Below are 16206 nucleotides of genomic sequence, written 5' to 3' on the forward strand. Positions count from 1 at the left end.
CGTTCGAAATGATTTCCTGTAAAACTTGTATATAGGCGGCTATTGCGAAAACAGCCGGAACACTTCCGCTGGATCGGCTTCGCCGGAAACCTTATCGCGCAAAGAATCCCTTTGCTCTCCCCCACCAAAAAAATGCAGTCGATCCTCTCCGTATATGACATACCGTCCAACATAAAAATCTTCAATCCCGTTGAACTTTTCTGTTTGCAACATGCTATAGCATTCGTGCATTTTCAATAAGGGAACATACATAATTCACGTATTTCATTCACAAATAAATGTCGGCGAACGGGTCTAAAAGATATCAATACCGCCAGCCTTGAGACTAAGTTCCACGAACTACCCTAGACAAAATACAGGAATGCACAGGTGTGCAAAAAATAAGTCCTCCAACTTAAAAATAAAAGACACAGGACTATCAAACTGGGTGAAAGAGGGAACGCCTACTTGGAAATTGCAGGCAAAAATTCCATGAAAGTTATTTTCAACCAAAAATGCAGCGGCAAATACATGACATGCCGCATACTGACTTTTATCGCAGCATGTATGATCCTGATCCTCTCATGCCGTAAACAACCGGCAGCATCAGATCCAACACCGATAATACAGGTTCCAATGGACAGCCCTGTCTCCCAATTCTTTTCTGCCCTACAATCCAACGACGAGGCATGGTCGCTGGTAGAAAGACTTGAAAAGGCATACGGACCTGCCCGCTGGACAGACGCGCTTGCAAAAACTGGGGGTGAACGATCCATTTGCATCTTGCCGATGGCCTATAGCGGCGCCGATACAGTTTCGGCTTTACTTGCACTGGAGCTGAAAACAAGTATCCGGATTAAGGTTATTGATGCTGGTGATTTCCCAGTCAACACACCGAAAAGTGCCAAAAGCGAAACCGGCAGGCTGCTACATTTTATCAATTTCCGGACATTCGGTGCCCAGGGGTTGTCCGGCCAAAGGATTAAATTTGACCATAAGAATGTCGATTCTCTGCTACAATCCGCAGACGCGTCCAGAATGGCCCAGATGACGATGTCGGTTTGCTATCACTATTCAGCTTGTACAGGGGACGGATTCGGCAACTGCGTGGGGAATTATTCCTTTTACACCGAATGTTATAGCTCTACGACCTGGTTCGATGACTACAGCTATATTGACATGCCAATTTACGGTGGTGATATCGACGGTAGTCCGCGCCCTGGATCAGGTGGTGGCACTGGCTCGGGCAGCTCAACGCTGGCGCCGCCCCTGAAGCGTATTGATGACCCCGCCGCATACCTCTGTTTCGATAGGACCCAACCCGCTGTCCTAACCATTTATGTTGACCAGCCGCTGCCAGGCGCGGATGATCCATTTACCGTTTTGGGTAAAATGGGCCATGCCTTTATCTCTATTGAACAACCAGGTCAAATGGGAGTTAGCCGGCGATTTATCGGCTTCTACCCTCAAACTCCGGTAAATCCTTTCGGAAACACCGCCGCTCCGGCTGCCCTGGGAAACGATGAAGGGAAAAAACATGATGTACGGCTACCTATCGCACTTACCCCAAGTCAGCTTCAGAAGGTCCTGGATGCAATTCTGACCTATCAAGAAGTGTACGATCTGGAATCGTATAACTGTACGGACTTTTGCATGGATGTGGCGCAGGCTGCAGGTATCCTCATCCCGCGCAATTCCGGATGGTGGATTTTCGGCCGCGGCCGCAATCCAGGTCGGATGGGCGAAGATATGCGTGCTATGCCTGGAGTAATTACCAAAGGCGGCAGAAGTATGAGGAACACAGGCAACTGTGATTGAAAACGAGAGAAAAAAGACCGGCATCTCTATGCCGGTCTTACAAAACAACATAAACTATTAATAAAACATATGCGTATTGCCCACAACTCCCGAGCAGTTCTTCGGCCGGGGACCATTGATTGAACCACTTCCCATTTTCCATTGCTGCAAGATTTTCGGATACCCAATGCAAACGAATATGAAAATAGATTTACTGCCTTGAATATTGAGTTGTACTAAAGATTTATTATTTTCGGGTATTGATAGTAGTTTGCACACCGACAAAGATCTTTTGCCAGCATCGCTGAAGTAGCAGCAATGAGAAATCCCCGTCAATTATTAAAAAAACTATTGGTTGGCAAAAGGGTTAGAGTTAACGATCGAGGCAAAAGAGTTTGTGCCATATCGAAGCTTCGTTCATCGGTACTATTGTAGACTTATCGCGGGACCTTCTATGGTTTTATATTAAATGGGACAATGGTTCACAAAAAAAATCAACCAGTTATTCAAGAATCTTTTTTGAATTTGCGAACGAAGATCAGCAGCATGGATAAAAAAGTGGATGTATCGGTATTAAATACTTTCGAATATAACTACCTCATGGATCAGTACCTGCAGGAAGAAGACCATATTTCTGCCCAGATTGTTGCACTGCTTTCTGATCTTGTCTACATTCAAAGCCGGCTACCAATTTTTAAGCAATTGGATCGTCGGGACACAGCGATATCACCCAATAGTACTGATTCAATTGTTCAGGCGGACGAGGAACAAATGTAGTGAACAGGTTGATGACCGACGCCCCGTAGCTACTTGTCCATTATTTTTTCTATGTATACAATGAACCCACTACATGCAGGAATACTAGCAGCGAGAGGAGTGCGTACCGTTTAACGCCACGCAAGCCTGCTACAATCCTCGCTGGCTGGAACCACGCCCGTTTTGCCGTATCCCGACAATAAAAACTCAAACATCTTGGTGCTTTTATTAGTTAACCACTAAATAACAATCGTGCGCAATAAGCCATGCTATTTTAAGGGCCAAACCAAAACCCATATGCTATGATACGAAGTGTTACCCTTTTATGCCTCACCCTCATGCTGGTTTATACCGGTTGCGCCAGGAAGGATTCTATCACTCCTGACTCTGAAAGACAAAAAATCCTGAACTACCTACACGCCCAAGCACAGAAGTATCCTCAACTACAACGGGACCTGCCGCAACTTGACTTAAAGCACTATTCCCGAGTTAAAAGCGAAAATGTCGAAATCTTGGCTATATCTCTGCCAAAGAAAGCCGATGGCCTCTCTGAGCGCATCATCCTGGAGTTAGAGAACGGGATTATCAAAAATGGATTTAAGTTGTCGTATCGCGGTAAACTTTCAGAAATTGAAGCCAATGAGCAAATTCTCAATTTTTATCGTAAAGACTTCAACCATGTCTCAGGGCAACTGGATGGCCGGCAATTCTCTGAAAATCCATTATTTAGCGTTAAATTTAATGAGGGTAAACTGTCCACCTTTTCGATAGCTACGGCAAAACCACGCCGCGCAACAGAGATGGCCAGGGACATCCAGCATCCAAGAATATGTACCCACTGGTACTGGGTTACTTACAACTCTACTACCGGTGAAATATATTCTACGGATTACATGTACACATCTTGTGAGGGCGAGGCCGGCGGAGCCGTTGCAGATGTCGATGCCGTCGGGGGGAGCAGTGAGGTCACGACAAATCCATGCGACAGGGCCGGTCAATTTGCAGGAAACAATTACTACATGGACCGCTTAGAAGCCTTGTTAAGTCCGACTTATATGAATATAAATTATGAAGTATTGTCTATTTCGTCACGGAACTACACGGGTGGACCGGAATATTCAAATTTTTTCCAGGGCAGTCCCAATCAACACAGTGTTTCGACAAATTGGTCTGCCTACGGTCAGCGGTCGATCACCACGATGGTCCATACCCATGTGCAAGGCGGTTCGTCGTTCTACTCTGTTTCTGATTTACACGTAATGTACAGCGTTGTAAAAAATGGGCAGGTGTACGACGTAGAGGCTTTCAATATGATGTTGGCTACTTACAATGGGACTGTATACAATTGTCAGGTGGACAACCTCAATGCATTCATTGCATTTGGGGACACCTGGTTGAATTCGGAAAACGCAAGAACGTTATTGGAGTTGAGGTGGAGTGAAATCTATAACATAAAAGGCAATAACTCCCCGGCTCAGAATCAGGCAGGAATGGAAAGCTGGATGAATGCGATGAACACAGGACTTGTTTTCTACCAGGGCAATACCAGCAATCTTTCCTCCTGGACGCCTATTTTCAAAAATTCAAATGGGCAACTAATAAAAGTACCTTGTCAATGAACAAACTTCTCACTCTCCTTATATTTGTTGTATGCTTTACCGGTGCTGCCTTCGGGCAGCACCATAAAGTCGCCGGCATACAGGGGCAGAAATTGTCCAACGTGGATTCCGGCCTTCTCACTTACACAGGTTCATGGATTTACCAATCGGATAGTTGCACCATCACCGTCCGATTCGCAGTTGATACGATCACGTATCCTGATGGCATTCAATCAAAAGTTTTGTTGGGTGTCCACCAGCTGGAAGGAAAACAAAGCGAATCTTCGATGAACTATCCATTGAATATTGATTCTGCAACTATCCTTGCAGTACCTATTGATTCAGGCTATCTCTATGCAATTGTCCGAGAGATCAATAAAAAACATAAAATTTCAGTAAGGCTGAAGCATACCATCGAGGGTTGCCTATATTGGGAACGCCTTATGATCCGTCGGGATTCCTTTTTTGAGTATACAGCGGGAGAGTCAAATTTCCCCACCATCATGGTGCTCTGCCGTGAAGAACCTGCCGAAAATCCACCCCCCAAAAAAAAATACAACTTGAAGGGTTTCCTTAAAACTGATTAAACGCCATGTCACAACCCCAATTATAATGCGGCTAGACGCTACCGCTTCCGATACCCGATGTAATCACGGATCACATCCCGCGTCCACCAATCAAGATTCCCTCTCATGATGTGCGTTAGCCCCCCGTAAAACTGTATCCGAAGATCGTAGAATTCGATGTTCTCATTCATCGCAAACTTCTTATTGAGGAACTGGGTTAGATTGAAATCATGCAAATCAACCACCTGCTTTACGGCATCCTCCAAACTGATTTTGTATTCATTTTTTATTACATTGACCATGTTGTGGTTATCTGCATTGTCCGAGGACCTGGACACCAAAAATAGATCATCTGTTAAGCAGGTCACCATCTGAGCCAGCCGGACAATTTCCGCGTGATCGCTATCATTTAGTAATTCTTCTGGCAGATACAAATCTGTAACAAATTCCAGTAATAGTGTACTTACATTTACTGCGCTTGTAAAAGGTCGTAGTGTATGAAAGTCCCTAAAAGTGGGGATTCCTGATGAAGTATCCCGTTTCCAAAGTAAGCCATGCAATATCTGCGAACTGGCCTTGGAAAACCGTTTCTGCCAGCTCTTATTGCTCATCGGAACTATCTGGCTCCATACGTTCTGCAGTGCGGCAATCAGTCCGTCTTCATCACCAAAAGATATTGATTCATTGTCCAACACAGCCCGAAACATTTCCCCAAATTTTCTATAATTCACGAAATCCTCCGATCCGCCTTCTACAATTGCATCAAAACTGTTAAATAATTCATCTATTGAATTGAATAAGGAGTGTATTTTGTCTGCAAGAGATAATCGTTGGGGGTCCGCGTTTGGATAAAACCTTGAAACCCTTTGAGAGATTGGCATACTCCGGTATTTCTCATTGATTGGGTTATACAAATTAAAGTACCTTACCCAATGTGCCGTAGCATCAGCCGTGCTGACAGCATGAGGATTTACCTGGGATGTAAATGGCGAACTTAGGTTTGGAAAGAAAACGTCCATAGATAGTTATTAATGTCCATAGCCAAGTGAAAACCTAAAATATTGAAAATGACTGCGATAATATCGCAGTAGTTGTCGGCACTTCAAGATGTAGCAGTACTATCTTTCCCAAGGATAAAACTTAATATTGGCAGGGTTAACCACCTTTTCAATTTCAACAGACAGCGATTTATAATCAATTGGCTTTAATATATACCCGTTTGCACCAGCCGCCAAAGACACTGATTTAGCATCATTTTCACTATGCCCATATAAGTAGGCTTCCCCACTCAACACGATGATAGGTAGGTTCTTCGTTAAACCCGTTGATCTGATCCATTTTATCACTTCAACAGCGGTAATCGAGTTGGATAATTGATAGTCCAATAAAACAAGATCAACATTTTTATTCAACAGTATGTTCTTGCAAGCATCAAACGAGGCACAGGTGTAAATTTGATAATCTAACCGCTGGAGATTTATTAATGCTATTCGCCGGGAGGCATCGTCGTCATCAACAACCAACACCCGCAAACTTCTCGTGGAATTGTTCACCGTCTTTTTCATTTCCTGTGCCTGGGCATTTGTGGCAGTGACCAATGGCAGCGTCAGGATAAATGTTGCACCGACATCCGAATAAGGATCTACAAATATGTCGCCTGATAAGGATTTTGCCAGTTGTCTGGCAACAGGAAGCCCAATACCTGTTCCGCTTTCAGAAACAAAAGGTTTAAAAACTTCTTCGGCCTGATCTATCGGTATGCCCGGTCCCTGGTCTGATACTCCAATAACGAGGACTTCATTTTGTACATTGACCGACAACAAAACGACCGTGTTTCTACCGGTGAATTTGATCGCATTCGACAAGAGATTCCCCAAGATAATCTCTAACCTGTTCTTATCTTCCACGATGTAAAGCGGCAAATTTGACATCTGAAGTAACAAATCCACTGATTTTTCCCGCGCCATTAATTTGAAACGCTCGCTAATGCCATCCAGCCATAGCTCAAAGTCTATAGTTTCCTTTTTAATGGGTATTTCCAGCCCTTGTTCTATACGCGACCATTCCAAGGAATTGTTGATGAATTCATTGATCGCTTTAGTTGAATTAAGCATGGCATGGAGATCCCGAGTTCTCACATTGACCGCGCCGGGAGAATCTTTTTCGGGAACCTCAGCTGATAAATGCTGGAGGTATCCGTAGATGATGTTCAGGTCAATTCTAACCTGGTGGCTATTTTCTCTAACATATTTACTGATGGCCTGTTTGGTTCTTTGCAACTCCTTTGTATACATATTCACTTTGAACCGATAGTCCTCAATTTCCTTGACAAATATGTAAAACATCAAGGAGGTAAGGAACATAACCGTGCCGATAATCAAATAGCCGATTATATCCACATGTGCATTTTGCAATTCAACCTTACGAAAGAAATGTATATGGTTATTGGCCTCTATGGCAGCCGTTACGGCTAAAATAAACCCGATTGCCAACCATCTTTTGATTCCGCCAAACAAAAGGAAAACAAGGCCAAGCAAGAAGATGGCCATTACCTGAACACGGGCATTCGGACTAAGTATCAAGCCAAAATATAGCGTCGAGAGACTATGAAGAAAGAAGGTCACAACAATAGCTTTGGGTATATTACCGGAATTCGCCAACCCGTAAGCCCAAGCGCAAAGCAGGATCTCAACAATTGCACCTGCAAATATTTCCCTGGAACCTGTAATCTTAAATAGGTAATATCCGAAAATCTGGGTAAGAACCAAGGTTACTACGGCAAGACCGCTGATGATTCTTCCCATGTTCCGCTTAGATCCTTCGATTATTATTGAAGGAATGCCGTTAACCTGTGAATCGGCTTGAGTTGGGTTACTCATTCTCTCGTATATTATTAGGGTGAATATTGGATTCAGCTGTGCTTCTAACCATGACGACGCATAAACGTTCCATTGACACCGATGACGTGTCACGGCAAATTACTGGAATACGGAACCCAATTTGTTATTTATATGTTAACGCGGTAAATACTCGACTCCATTAATTGATTCACTGTTCACGATAGTTTGTGATATACTTTCTATGTAACCCCGCCATCGCTACAAAAAGCAAATCATGGGAATAGCGGCACAAAAGAAAAATACATAGCACAAATAGGTTTTATGGTCCGAATTTGCATTACGATATTTTATAATTCGATATGCAATTGCCAGATGAATCAACACCTGCAGCGCCAGTAATATTAAACCCCATACATTTCCTACCAGGGTGGGAAGCGGTACCTGCGTGAGCATGGCGGCCAGAAATAGAAACGGGGATAACAGGGAAAAGTGGGTTGCCAATACAATCCTTGCCTTTTGATCACCCAAGGCGATGGGTAGGGTTTTACGACCCGCTTTCCGATCACCGTCCTGATCCCTCATGTCCTGCAACGGTAGCGCGAAACCTGCCCATAAGCTCAAGAAGAGAAAATAAAGCTGGGTTTCTCCGCTTATGGGTTGATGAAGCTGAGCGATCCTCCATTGTACATTAAACAGGATAACGGTGCCCAGGGTCATGCCCAGGAGATTTTTGGTTGCCCAATGGTCAGACCAGCCAAACAAGTTCAATTTTAGACTTACAAATATCCAGGCGACCGAAAACCAGAAAATTTCAAGCTGATAAGCGATCACCAGGTAAATCAAGTTATAGGCAATCAACCGATACCTGGTTTGCTTAACCGTTACCAATCCAGTAACTAGCGGACGGTAAGGTTTATTTATTCTGTCCTCCTCGATTCCAGCTAATTGATTCGATAAACAAAAGGTAAGGATGTAAAGCCATGCGTACAGTAGGGAATACAAAAGGAAGAGAGGAAGTTCTTGCCAGGCTTTAGATCCTTCAATCCAGGCAGCCATGAAAATGATGAGTGAAGGCAAAATAGTATCCCATAAATCATTGTCAATAAAACGCCATGCAATAATGAATTCTTTACCCAATATTGCCAGAAATGTGTCTTTACATGGCTTGAAGAACAACATAGGCATTGGATCTTCCTGCTCAAAATAGTTAAAAAGTATACTATTCTTAAGTAGAACCCCAGGCTTAACAACTCAGCAGTAATATGAAATATTCCAATTAACAATTACGTAACAATGTGAAAATCAGCCGTCTCAGATAGACAGCAGTAAATTGCTTTTTGCAACTCCTTATAAATGAAAGGTTTGGTAAGATAGACATTAGCGCCCGCTTTTTTCATTTCCTCAGTTGACTCACCAGAAAGGTCACCCGAAACGATGATTACCGGGATTAAACACAACTCCGGAGAAGCTTTTAATTGCGACAACATCTTCCTGCCACTTAAGACCGGCATTTGAGCATCCGAGATAATTAAGTCTGGCTTTCTCGCCTTTATATGTGAAAGGGCAATTTCGGCATCTTCAAAACAAAATGGTGTTGCACCTGTTTTTTGGATAAACTTTGCCAACATGGAAAGGTTCATAATGTTGTCTTCTATCACCACAATCTCCTTTCCCGTTAAACTCAATATCCCAATACCCATATCCTCTGCAGGAACACCACTTGCGGGGCATGCTTCATAGGGGATTCGGAAAAGAAAGCTCGTCTTTTCGCGCTCATCCGTATCTACCCAGATTTCTCCACCCAAAATACCGATCAGGCGCCTGGTGATTTCTAGACCTAAGCCCGTGCCATCTACAAATGGATGTCGTTCTGAAACGAAAGGATCAAATATCTTTTCCGCGCGTTCCTTGGTCAAAGTGCTTTGGTTGGTGACTGAAAAAATAAATTGACCATCTGCTACTAACGCATGAATCTCTATACAACTTCCGGTTTGCGTAAATTTAATGGCATTGGAGATGAGATTATTCAGAATTTTCAGAAGGACAACCTTATCACCGTTAATAAAAGGCAAAGTAGTTTCATTTATTAGAATTGAAACTTTGCGCATATTTGCCACCAGCACATTCATACCAACGCTTTGCTCGATCAGCCCCTGCAGGTCCAGAGGCTGCTTTACCATTTCTTCCATTTGCCCCGCTTCGATCTTGGCTTTGTCCAATACACTGTTGATAATATCCCTGGTAAGACAATTTGCAACATGTAGCTGATTGATCTCAGAAATGATTTCTTCATATTCCGGCAATCCCACAAACTGACTTTTACGTAAATGCAGCAATTGTGCGTTACCTAGGGAAGCATTTAAAGGTGTGCGTAATTCATGCGATATTTCCCACATAAAGCGGGTTCTATTATTATCAGCGTTTTTAAGAGCCTCCACTAAACGCTCTTTTTCGCTAAGCAATTGATCCTTTTCTTTGATAACCAGGTCATTTTCCTTCATGTTTGCAAAGGTGACAAATAGCATCAGGACCACCATTCCAAAAATGCAACCAAAAGAAATGATTAACCGAGCAGTAGGCTCAAAATGCACAGGCGGAATTATACTATAATGATGGTTTGCTGTGACAGCCAGGTACAGTAATACCGTAATTAGCGCACAAACAGCACGCTCTCGCTTTGATTTATAGATGCGCAAAGAAGCTCCCAGCAGGAAGACAAACAGAAATGCAGCCACCAGTTCAACCGGAAGCGCATTTCCCAGGGTTGCGCCAAAATAGATAGCTGAAAAACAATGGATCACATACATCCCGATATTGGCGCCCTGATACCACTTTACCTGATTGAATAGTATCAAGGAAAAAAAGGCAAGACCTTCCAGAATGACCGGATACAATATTCTGTTAGAGGGTACGAGCGCATAGAAAGTCAATCCGAAAACAAACACCATCGTGCCAGTTATGAGGGCTAACGAATTAATGCTTTCAATTGGGCGCCTTTCAGATTCGGTTAATCTCACTGTTCCTGCACTGATCAGCTTTTTAACAAAACTGGCAAATACATTTTTGCGCAGACTTGAAACGGATTCATTATGAAATAACCATTTTTCCATTTGCAGCGGGTTTGTCGGTGGGCATTGAGTACATCTTAATTGTACGCGATTTAACGAATGATTAACGATATGAAAATTATTACTTTCTTAGCGAGTGGATGTTAATTAGTTGTTAATGACTACTTTATTCTAACTTGCTAATACTAATAACTGTTATGTATAGTTGTTTATATAAATTTTTTTATTCGGTCACACTAATCTGTTTGCGCATTTTGCAGCAGAATCTAAGAAAGATGTAAGGTGGCATTGACCTTAGTTGGTATAGCAGCGTATATAAAGGCACTGAGAGCCTTCGCCCGCTTTCAGAAGTTGAGTTTGGTGATTATCCCCCGATGGATTTTAACGAATGTTCGGATAATTGTGGGTGTAGATCAACGAAAAGTGGGCCTATCAACAGTTGATTGAAAGAAAAGGAGGTTGCCGAAACCTCCTTTCTTTTGCAATAACTACACCCGAGGGGGCGCGGCTATGGGTTCAGAGCGTTAAACAACGAGCGAACATCCGTAGCCGTTAAAGGAACGTTTCTACGACTATTTTCAACCATACATCTACAGAATATTCTTGGAATATTGATTTTCCTCAATTTCTACAATCCTTTCAAGGACCACCTCTATATTATCCTGCGTTGATGTTGGCTTCCGTCTTCCAAGTTCGGTGAGACACGCCTTACACCACGTAAAACAAGTAACTGGTCAAAACGTCGCTGGCGTATTCTTTCCATCTCCTGGGGTGAAAAGACACCGAAATTCGTCTCCACATTTCTTAACATTAGCTTGGCCGCTACTGTTTCCTTGTCCATGGCGACAATAACCAGGTGGGGTCTGAAGCTATTCCACATTGCGACTTTTGGGACGGGCGCATCAGGCGGGGGCGGTAACTGGTGACTATTTCGCAACATTTTACCACAACCTGCTGAAAAGGTAAAATCTTGGGTACTGTTACCATTTGTTATGGCGATTATTGTTAAATTCTCGGAGGGGAAAACGTGTCTTATCAGGTGGCAGCAAAGGGCAATCCTCTTGGACTTATCCGGCATCAACTCTGGATTTCGGTGAAAATGAGCTGCTGCTTCTGAAATACGGGCGCGGATCAAAGGCTCTCGAATTTCGCGCAAGTCTAACACCTGGTCAAAAGAAAACCTGCGCTCCCGGGCACCGAGGCACAGATCCAGGCTAAGCGGGTAATGTAGTGCCGTTATTGCGTGTTTTTCCAATCCCGGGGGAACGTAGAGATCAACACCAAGTTCCGTTTTAATTGCTCGCATGATCTTTTAGTTTACCTAAAAGTCGCGCCGGTAGACCTCTCGGTCATACAGATCGAAACAGTCCATTAAAAAAGAAATCTCTCCATCGTGACAAAAAAAGGAGCTATACAAGCTCCCCTTCATCTGCCAAAGACAGGTACTGATTCCTTTGTGGACCAATTATCAAATGGTCTAACAGTTCAATTTTCAAGATTTCGCCAGACAACCTTATTTCCCTGGTAAAAACTAAGTCTGCTGTGCTTGGTGTCAGGTTACCGGAAGGGTGATTATGCGCAAGAATTATCCCCGTTGCCGCCCCTCTCAGTGCTGCTGCGAACATCAACCTTTGATCGATGCTGACTGCCGAAATGCCGCCAGTCGCAACAGGAAGCCATCCTAAAACCCGTCTTCCGTTATTGAGAAAAAGAACTTTAAATTCCTCCCGTAGTTCGATGCTATCCCAGTTCCATACCGACGCAAATAATCGGTAGGCTTTTTCTGAGTCGGTGGCCAGAGGGCGTTCGGAAGCCTTTATCTTATTTTTATAAACGAGCTCGATTTCCGACATAACACTCCAGTCTTTCCGTACTTGTGCTTCCATAATAAAAAATTTAATTGTTTAAAAATTATGGAAGTGAAAACCGGCTTTTACCAAGTAAGACCGATGGCGCATGCGGAATAAAAAGCGCAGCGGTTTATGCCGAACGCCTTGGTCGCCCCGAAGGGAAAAGCCGAACTTTTGGAATAACTGGTAACAATAAAGATTTGTTATTATTTTTTTGCCTTATCAAGCACCTTTTTAATATCCGCATAGTTGTAGAACAGACTCCCTCCCATCTTGGTAAATGGCAAGGTTCCATTGATCCGTAGCGTTTGTAGAGTACCGGATGATATGTTGAGCATTTCCTTGACCTGATAGCTACGCAGCCACTTCGGCGTCTCTTTCGGACGCTGCTCATCTAAGAGGCACCGAATTTCAGAAAGAAGCTCCTGCTTGAATAATTCCAAATCGGTCCTGGTAACCCACAATTCGTGGCGACCAATAGCTCGATCCTCTTCATCACTTTTTCTTGCGCACATATTGCTTGAATTGAGAGAGGCAATATGCTTTAGGACCGATCTTAAAATATACAGGTTTATACAGTGTGTAAAAAATAAAAAGCCCTGATTGGGCTTTCGTCAATCAAGGCTTTATTAATTCAAAGCGATACTCTTACGCACCTGACCTGAGCGGCAACCGTTGAAGATACTCGACAGGAGACGGCAATGTAGCGCGGTTACTCAGTGCCGTTTCCAAATGATCAATATCACGCTCCACGGTCGCCTCATCTACTTCCGTATAAACTAGCGTCGTTGCGAGCTTCCTGTGTCCGAGTATTATTTGGATTGTCGTTATCGGAACACCATTCTGAAGCGCAATTACTGTTGCGAAAGTATGGCGGGCCACGTGAAAAGTTAGGGTGATGGGAATGGACAACGTTTCCTGAATGATTTTCAAGCCGCGATTCACCTGCTGATTGGTAATCTTTGGAAAAATTGTACCGTTTTCTATGCTCTTGGTGCTATCCATGTATCGCCTGATCATCCTGACAGCATCCGGCAACATAGGCACGGCAAAAGGCTCACCACTTTTGGTACGGTACATCTTGCAGTAGAACTTACCTGAAGGGTTTACCTCAAAATCATTCATACACAATTTGTCCACTTCAGCAAAGGACATTCCAGTATAAATACTGAAAACGAACATATCTCGAACTAATCGCAAGTCCTCGCTGTAAAACTTTTTTTCCTTGACCAAAGTAATGTGATGAAATTTAAGTTTCGCACGATGTTGTTCTTCAGTATGTGGCGTAAACTTTGCGACCTTATTTTTCTTAGTCCAGCCAAGCAGGTGAGCCCAGCCAATCAGCTTCTTTACCCGCTCAATATGCTTGGCAGTTCCGTTTGCATTACATGGATCGTGTTTTTTTATCGGATGATTTGGAATGTAAAACTCAAAATCTGATAAAAACGCATAGTTCACAACGGCAACTGGCAAATCATCACCAGTTTGCTTCTTTTGGGCTAATTTGTACTTAATGAAATTCTTTAAATAGGTTTCCGTGGCATCATAGTTCTTTAATGTGCCTTCTTTCAGTTTTTTCCTCCATTCACTCCCATGCTTTTCCAGGAGCTTTAAAAGCGTATGGTCTTTTTTCGCCGGCGCTCTTTCCCCGAGATATTGACTCTTGATGTCCTGAGCGCTAAACGGCTCTTGCATATCTACCAACTCCCGATAAGCAACTGTTATGTTAACTCGAACGTTTGCGATGTGATTGTTTAAGCTCGTGGCATCAATCGAGTTGCCGGTAACCCGCTCTTTTTTGCCATCCCATTTATTATGCTGAAATTTTCCAGCGAGCGAAATTTCGGCAGGAGGTTGGCCATCCATTGTGATGACCGCATACACATTGGCAAGCGAGGAATTTTTTTTTGTTTTACGAACTGTGAAGTTTACGGCGAATGTAGGTCCAGCCATGTCTTTAGATTTTTATCGGTTTTCGAATGAATTGATTCGATTCCCGCATCTTGGTCTATTGAGGCTGTAAACCGAGGTTCCAAAACCAAACAAAAGGCATCAAAATTTATGACACTGCTGTGTGATATTTAGAACATTGCAAAGAATTCTATGAGTAAATTTCTGTGAAAATTTTACTCATGGGATTACTCATGAACAGATTGGTGGAAATTGATAGATTTTGTTAGGGGCTAAAAGCAAAAAAGCCCGTAAAACATACGTTTTACAGGCTTTTAATACCGGATAAATCCGTTTTTGTCGGGACGACTAGATTCGAACTAGCGACCCCTTGCACCCCATGCAAGTGCGCTACCGGGCTGCGCTACGTCCCGAACTTCCGGTACCGTGTTTTGAAGACGGGATGCAAAAGTAACCATTCATTTCATTTTTGCAAAAATTTTATCATCTTTTTCTATGAATTTCTGTTTACATCCGTTCCTCTCCCCTATACATCTCACCACATAAATACGTACATTTGCCCGGGATAAATTCAAATGATGCATATTTTACTGAAAAGCGCAAAGATCGTAGCTCCTTCATCCCCTTTCAACGGGCAAATACAGGATATTCTCATTGAAAACGGCGTCATTACAAACATCGCCGCAAATATTCAACATTCTTCTGCCCAGGTCATAACCGGCAATAACCTCCATGTTACTTCCGGTTTTACGGACGTTTTCGCCCAGTTCTGCGACCCCGGGCATGAATACAAGGAAGATCTCCATTCCGGCGCCACAGCAGCCGCTAAAGGCGGCTTTACCACCGTCATGATCGTCCCCAACACACAGCCCGCCCTTCACACCAAATCGCAGATAGAATACGTACTCAGCAAAACCCGCTACGGGGCCGTACGCGTACTTCCCATCGGCGCCATCACCAAAAATCTGGAAGGCACTTCCCTCGCGGAAATGTACGAAATGAAAGAAACCGGCGCAGTCGCCTTTTCGGACGGGCTCAAACCCGTACAGGCCTCCGGTATCATGCTCAAAGCCCTCCAGTACGTAAAAGCATTCAACGGTACTATCATACAGATACCTGAAGATACCAGCATATCCGGCCATGGCCTCATGCATGAAGGCATCTTTTCCACCCGCCTGGGTATGCCCGGCAAACCCGCCATCGCGGAGGAGATCATGATCAAACGCGACCTGGATCTCCTGCGCTACACAGACTCCAGCCTGCACTTCACCGCCGTGAGCACCCGCAGGTCCATAGAGCTCATCGCCGCCGCCAAAACAGAAGGCATCCGCGTGACCTGCTCCGTCACCCCGTACCACCTGCTTTTCACCGAAGAAGACCTCGTTACCTACGACAGTTTCCTGAAAGTGAACCCGCCGCTGCGCAGCCGCGACGATGTGCAGGCCCTGCGCGAAGCCGTCACCAACGGTATCGTGGATTGTATCGCCACCCATCATCAACCGCAGGACTGGGACGCCAAACAGGTGGAGTTCGAATACGCCAAACACGGCATGATAGGCCTCGAAACAGCCTTCAGCGTTCTGCGCACCGCCCTTCCGGACCTTTCCCTGGAAAGGCTTACAGAACTGCTCAGCATCAGCCCGCGTAAAATATTCAACCTGCCGGAACTCAGCATCGCCCCGGACGCGCCCGCCAATCTCACCCTTTTTGACCCGGCCGAAGAATACCAGTTCACAGATGACCGCATCGGTTCAAAAAGCAAAAACTCCCCCTTCATCGGCCGGACACTTACCGGTACTGTAAAGGGGATTATCAACAATAACCAGACATTCTTAGCATAG

General features: G+C 44.0%; 14 protein-coding genes and 1 tRNA gene. 5 read left to right on the plus strand and 10 right to left on the minus strand.

Annotated elements, in window-relative coordinates; translation table 11 throughout:
• Positions 1 to 39 precede the first annotated feature (39 nt).
• Positions 40 to 213, minus strand: coding sequence for a hypothetical protein (locus tag EG028_RS27615; protein ID WP_162946214.1), 174 nt, complete (start codon positions 211 to 213; stop codon positions 40 to 42).
• Positions 214 to 447: 234 nt separating this feature from the next.
• On the opposite strand from EG028_RS27615, the gene EG028_RS02220 reads away from it, so the two are divergent.
• From EG028_RS02220 to EG028_RS02235, 4 genes are all read left to right on the plus strand, one after another.
• Complete coding sequence (locus tag EG028_RS02220; protein WP_123864522.1) at positions 448 to 1797, plus strand: hypothetical protein; 1350 nt, start codon at positions 448 to 450, stop codon at positions 1795 to 1797.
• Positions 1798 to 2253: 456 nt separating this feature from the next.
• On the plus strand, positions 2254 to 2553 hold the full coding sequence (locus EG028_RS02225) for a hypothetical protein (RefSeq protein ID WP_120514414.1): 300 nt from the start codon (positions 2254 to 2256) through the stop codon (positions 2551 to 2553).
• A gap of 281 nt (positions 2554 to 2834) precedes the next feature.
• Positions 2835 to 4151 carry a hypothetical protein gene (locus EG028_RS02230; RefSeq protein WP_120514415.1) on the plus strand — a complete coding sequence of 439 codons (1317 nt, stop codon included), beginning with the start codon at positions 2835 to 2837 and terminating at the stop codon, positions 4149 to 4151.
• Positions 4148 to 4717 carry a DUF6705 family protein gene (locus EG028_RS02235; protein ID WP_120514416.1) on the plus strand — a complete coding sequence of 190 codons (570 nt, stop codon included), beginning with the start codon at positions 4148 to 4150 and terminating at the stop codon, positions 4715 to 4717. The genes EG028_RS02230 and EG028_RS02235 overlap by 4 nt, the downstream gene beginning before the upstream one ends.
• Positions 4718 to 4755: 38 nt before the next feature.
• Here EG028_RS02235 and EG028_RS02240 read toward each other — a convergent pair whose 3' ends face one another.
• The 9 genes from EG028_RS02240 to EG028_RS02280 all read right to left on the minus strand — a co-directional run bounded on the left by EG028_RS02240 (position 4756) and on the right by EG028_RS02280 (position 14778).
• Positions 4756 to 5715 carry a terpene synthase family protein gene (locus tag EG028_RS02240; RefSeq protein ID WP_123864523.1) on the minus strand — a complete coding sequence of 320 codons (960 nt, stop codon included), beginning with the start codon at positions 5713 to 5715 and terminating at the stop codon, positions 4756 to 4758.
• Positions 5716 to 5814: 99 nt separating this feature from the next.
• Entirely contained in the window at positions 5815 to 7575 is a 1761-nt protein-coding gene (locus EG028_RS02245) for an ATP-binding response regulator (RefSeq protein WP_120514418.1), read from the minus strand.
• Positions 7576 to 7794: 219 nt separating this feature from the next.
• Positions 7795 to 8715 (minus strand): UbiA family prenyltransferase, encoded by a 921-nt coding sequence (locus EG028_RS02250; RefSeq protein WP_162946216.1) that lies wholly within the window; start codon positions 8713 to 8715, stop codon positions 7795 to 7797.
• 104 nt (positions 8716 to 8819) lie between these two features.
• Entirely contained in the window at positions 8820 to 10646 is a 1827-nt protein-coding gene (locus EG028_RS02255; RefSeq protein WP_120514420.1) for a response regulator, read from the minus strand.
• Positions 10647 to 11256: 610 nt separating this feature from the next.
• The gene (locus tag EG028_RS02260) at positions 11257 to 11910 is read right to left on the minus strand and encodes a hypothetical protein (protein WP_120514421.1); all 654 of its coding nucleotides are present in this window, start codon (positions 11908 to 11910) and stop codon (positions 11257 to 11259) included.
• A gap of 103 nt (positions 11911 to 12013) precedes the next feature.
• On the minus strand, positions 12014 to 12490 hold the full coding sequence (locus EG028_RS02265; protein WP_120514422.1) for a JAB domain-containing protein: 477 nt from the start codon (positions 12488 to 12490) through the stop codon (positions 12014 to 12016).
• Between the two features lie 170 nt (positions 12491 to 12660).
• On the minus strand, positions 12661 to 12969 hold the full coding sequence (locus tag EG028_RS02270; RefSeq protein ID WP_120514423.1) for a MerR family transcriptional regulator: 309 nt from the start codon (positions 12967 to 12969) through the stop codon (positions 12661 to 12663).
• A gap of 133 nt (positions 12970 to 13102) precedes the next feature.
• Positions 13103 to 14407 carry a site-specific integrase gene (locus EG028_RS02275; protein WP_120514424.1) on the minus strand — a complete coding sequence of 435 codons (1305 nt, stop codon included), beginning with the start codon at positions 14405 to 14407 and terminating at the stop codon, positions 13103 to 13105.
• 297 nt (positions 14408 to 14704) lie between these two features.
• Positions 14705 to 14778, minus strand: a tRNA-Pro gene (locus EG028_RS02280).
• A 162-nt stretch (positions 14779 to 14940) separates the two neighbouring features.
• On the opposite strand from EG028_RS02280, the gene EG028_RS02285 reads away from it, so the two are divergent.
• The gene (locus EG028_RS02285) at positions 14941 to 16206 is read left to right on the plus strand and encodes a dihydroorotase (protein WP_241559036.1); all 1266 of its coding nucleotides are present in this window, start codon (positions 14941 to 14943) and stop codon (positions 16204 to 16206) included.

This window comes from Chitinophaga barathri (assembly GCF_003807585.1).
In the GTDB taxonomy this organism is placed as follows: Bacteria; Bacteroidota; Bacteroidia; order Chitinophagales; family Chitinophagaceae; genus Chitinophaga; species Chitinophaga barathri.